Annotated in this window: 1 protein-coding gene; it reads left to right on the forward strand. The window is 38.9% G+C overall.

What is annotated here, in order from left to right; translation table 11 throughout:
- Positions 1-723 precede the first annotated feature (723 nt).
- A partial coding sequence (locus HMPREF3032_RS04305) for an ESPR-type extended signal peptide-containing protein (protein WP_255358259.1) occupies positions 724-4,464 on the forward strand: 3,741 nt, incomplete at its 3' end.

Genomic DNA, 4,464 nt, shown 5'->3' on the forward strand with positions numbered 1-4,464 from the left:
AAGGCTACTACTCGTAACGGCGTTCCTCAGGAGAAAGCAGGATTCAGCAATAATTGTTATTTCTAATTATACTATATAGATACACAGTTTTTAAATGCAACATACAATATATTGTGTAAATTTTAATCGTATAAATTGATGAAGGATTTCAGCAAAATAGAAACATAATATCTAAATTCTTCTACAATAATATATACAATAATTTAATTATAAACATTTTGAATAAATAGTGTAAAATTGTTTGCTTGGGATGTAATAATACATATCTATTGATGCTTAATTTTATTTAGGAATAAAAATGCGAACTATTGCTTAGAAATTGGTAATTTATACATAAAATTAAAACTTAAATGAATTAACATGTAATAAATGAATAGTATATGAAGATAGTGGTAGATAGTAAGAATACTATTATTCTATAGATTACAGATAAATTGTGAAAGTTTTTTAAATTAGTTGTTGATAATGTATACAAATTCATGTATAATGATATCGAAATAATTTGAACTAGATTTACACAATAGATTATTTGCTAGGTCTTGGCTAACAAGTATATGTAGTGTGTATGGTTCGTGTATAAATATTGCTTTCCACGAAAGAACCTTTAGGAAACTAAAGGTTTATTTTGATAGTAGAAGAATACTGGGTGAGAAGAATATAAGTTATTCAATGTAGTCGATGTATAGGACTTAGTTTATAAGTAATGTTGTAAAGGAGATTTATATGGGATTAAATCGGATTTATAAAGTAGTTTGGAACAAAACTAAGGGATGCTATGTAGTAGTATCTGAATTGGCAAAGCGTGTAGGTCGTAATAAAGCAAAAGCGATTGTGATGACTACAGCTGCCATGGCGATGGCGGTAAGCCCTATGATGGCAGATGCAGCCCCGGCAGGAAATGCAGTTGGGCAAGGTCATGCTAATGCGGTTGCTTTAGGACCTGATTCAAATGCATCTCAAGATGGAGCTGTTGCACTTGGTAAGCAATCCAAAGCAACAGGAACTGAGGGAGCAGCATTAGGTAAGGGTGCTAAAGCTGAAGGGAACTTATCGGTCGCAGTGGGTTCTATGTCTCAAGCTACTGCTGATAGTACGATGGCTTTAGGTGTAGAAAGTAAAGCCTCAAAAAATAAAGCTGTTGCTTTAGGTAGAAAAGCAGAGGCTACTGCAGACAATGCTATGGCCCTTGGTGAAGCGGCAATTGCGAATCAGGCACGTGCTATCGCTATAGGTAAAGCAGCAATTAGTAGTGGTCAAGATACAATTGCGATTGGTACTGAGACTAATGCAAAAGGTCACACTAGTATTGTTATCGGTAAAAATGCTAAAACTACAAATGATGCGGAAGGTACCGTTGTTATTGGTCGTGATGCATTCAGTGAAGGATCTGGTAAACCGGACCGTCCTAACACAGTGGTTGGTCGTGGTGCCTACACAGCATTTGGTGAAAATGGGACGTATCGTATGAACGCGGCTACAGCTCTTGGTTTCCAAGCCGGTTCAGGTATTCGTGTGGATAGTAAAGCTAATAATAAACTAGTTGACAATAATACAAATGCCGATAGTAATGAAAATGTATTGGTAAAAGCAGGCTATGGGCTTCAAGATATTAAAGATGCAGCTCAAAAGGTTGAGATGGATAAAACCAAAGCCTTTTTACAAGCTGGATTTGCACATAATGGACTTGATAAAACGGGGGATAGTGGAAAAAGCACTGATATAGCAAACGGTTTAAGTTTCTATCGTAAAAGTGCTATCAATGAAGCGACTGCCATAGGTGCGGAGGCTCGTGCCATTGGTGACCAATCTATCGCTATCGGTGGACAAGTGGTTGCTGGTGACGGTGTTGTTGCCTTAGGTGGTAATGATACAGATCAATTGCGTGGTAATAAATACCAGGTGGTAACAAACGATGCGGTGAACAGAACGAATGTAAATACTATTGATGACTATAATTTAGCCTATACGGAAAGTACAAGAACAGTAGCGGGACAATACAAAAACCTTGTAGGTCGTGATATGCCAACTGGGTATCGATCCACGTATGGTCAATCTGGTTCCGTAGTTATTGGTATGGAAGCCCATTCCACTACGGCTTTGGGTACAGCTATCGGTACTAACTCTGTAGTTCGTATGGGTGCTTTCGGCGCTACAGCTATCGGTGCTGGTTCTACTGTACAACCAAATGCGGAAGCTGCAGTAGCTATCGGTATGGGTTCCGTAGCGAATGGTGCCTATGCGTTAGCAGGTGGTACAGCATCTTGGGCGGAATATGGTGATATTGCCTTAGGTTACCAAGCGAAAGCAAGCGGTAAAGATGGCGCTATTGCTATGGGTCGTGCTACGAATGCACAAGGTGATTCCTCCATCATGATCGGTGGTGCGAATATTGCCTCTGCAGCGGCTCAAAGTACAAGCTTTGAAAAAAGTAATAACACAGTAACTAAAAAAACAGTCACTGAAAAAATCAATGGTAAAAATGTAAACCGAGAATACACATTTGCGGGTACAACTAAAACTAATGACACCGTAGCGGCAGCCTATAAAGAGCTAACTGGCCGTGATATGGAAACGAATGCGCTTAACTTCGCGGATAATAAATATAAAAATGGTCACGCCTCCACATCCCTAGGTGTACATGCATTATCTAGAGGTGATTTAGGTACAGCTATTGGTGCTGGCTCTCGTGCTGACTCAATTGGATCTGTAGCCTTAGGTGTAGGCGCTCGTGCTAATCGTCAAAATGCGGTGGCTATTGGTACTGGTTCTACTACTGATTTAGTAGGTACACGTCAATTAAGTGTAAGCTACGATAAAGATGGCAATGTTGTTGACGATAACTCACCAAATAAGGCGTATACATTCAACTGGGCTGGTGGTACTAACACATCTGAAGGTGACGTAGTATCCTTTGGTAGTTCTGGGGCAGAACGTCAATTGAAAAACGTAGCAGCTGGTCGTGTAGCAGATGATTCTACAGACGCTATCAATGGTTCTCAGTTAAACTCTGTTTCTAAAAAATTAGCTACAGGTTGGAACATTGCTGGTGATTCTAAAACTAAAGTGGCTGGTATTGGTACAGAAGACCAAGTAAACTTTGTGAATGGTAATGGTACTACTGTGACTGTTACGAAACAAGAAGAAGTAAAAAATGGTACTACTGTAACTACAGCTAAAGGTGCGAATGTAAAATTTGATGTTAAAGCTGCAGATGGATCTATTACATCAGATGCAAATGGTATTTCTGTGAATACAGATGGTGATACAATTGGCAAAACAACAGATGGCAAACTAAAAGCTAATACTGGTACTATTAATACTGGTGATGACGGAAAAGCAGCTCCTAAGACAGGAGATGGAAATAAATTAGCTACTGTAGATACAGTGGTAAATGCTGTGAATAATGCTGCTTGGAAAGCAACTGCTGGAAACGATGGTTCTGGTACAGAAACTGGTAAATCAGAAGAAAAAATTAAAGCTGGCGATGTAGTTACTTTCAAAGCTGGTGACAATCTTGCTATTAAACAAGCTGGTAAAAACTTTATCTATTCCCTAAAACCTGAATTGACAGGTTTAACGAGTGCTGGTTTCAAAAATGCGGCTGGTGACACCACTGTGATTGATGGCAATGGTATGACAATCACTCCAAAAGATGCGCCAGCAAAGCCAGTATCTTTAACAAAAGATGGCTTAGATAATGGTGGCAAAACAATTAAAAATGTTACATCTGGTTTGACAAATTACCCAACAGGAACACCAAAAGCAGGTCTTGTAGATTTAAGTAAACCAGCTACAGGTACTCCAGTTCCTGATACTACAGCAGCTACTGTAGGTGATTTACGTAATATGGGTTGGGTTGTATCTTCTGACAAAACAACAGGTGAATTAACAAAAGCCTACACAGACCAAGTAAAAAATGCTGACGAAGTAAAATTCGTAGGAGAAGGTGGAGTTACTGTATCTGGTAAAACAGAAAATGGTGTTCGTACTATTACTGTGAAAGCTGAGGCTCAAGAAATGCCTGAGCAACCTGTAAGTTATACAACTGCAGATGGTACGAAAGTATATCCTAAGACGGTAACAAAACCAGATGGAACCAAAGAAGTTAAATATTATTCTGAGCCAAATGGAAAAGGTACTGAGATCCTTAAAGAGAATGTGATTGCATCTATCAATGGTCCAGAAGGTACTAAGGCACCAACTACATTATCTAATGTAGCAGGTAACTTGGATGGTGCTAAAAAAGATACAAAAGCGCCAAGTACTGAACATGCTCCTGTTAATACAACAGATGTAGCAGCTCCTAACTATGTAAATCCTAATAATGCGGCTACTGTAGGTGATGTATTAAATGCAGGTTGGAATTTACAAAATAATGGCACTGCAAAAGACTTTGTAAAACCATATGACACGGTAAACTTCGTGAATGGTGCTAATACAACAGCTGTAGTAACTACATCTGCA

This window comes from Veillonella sp. DNF00869 (assembly GCF_001553345.1).
In the GTDB taxonomy this organism is placed as follows: Bacteria; Bacillota; Negativicutes; order Veillonellales; family Veillonellaceae; genus F0422.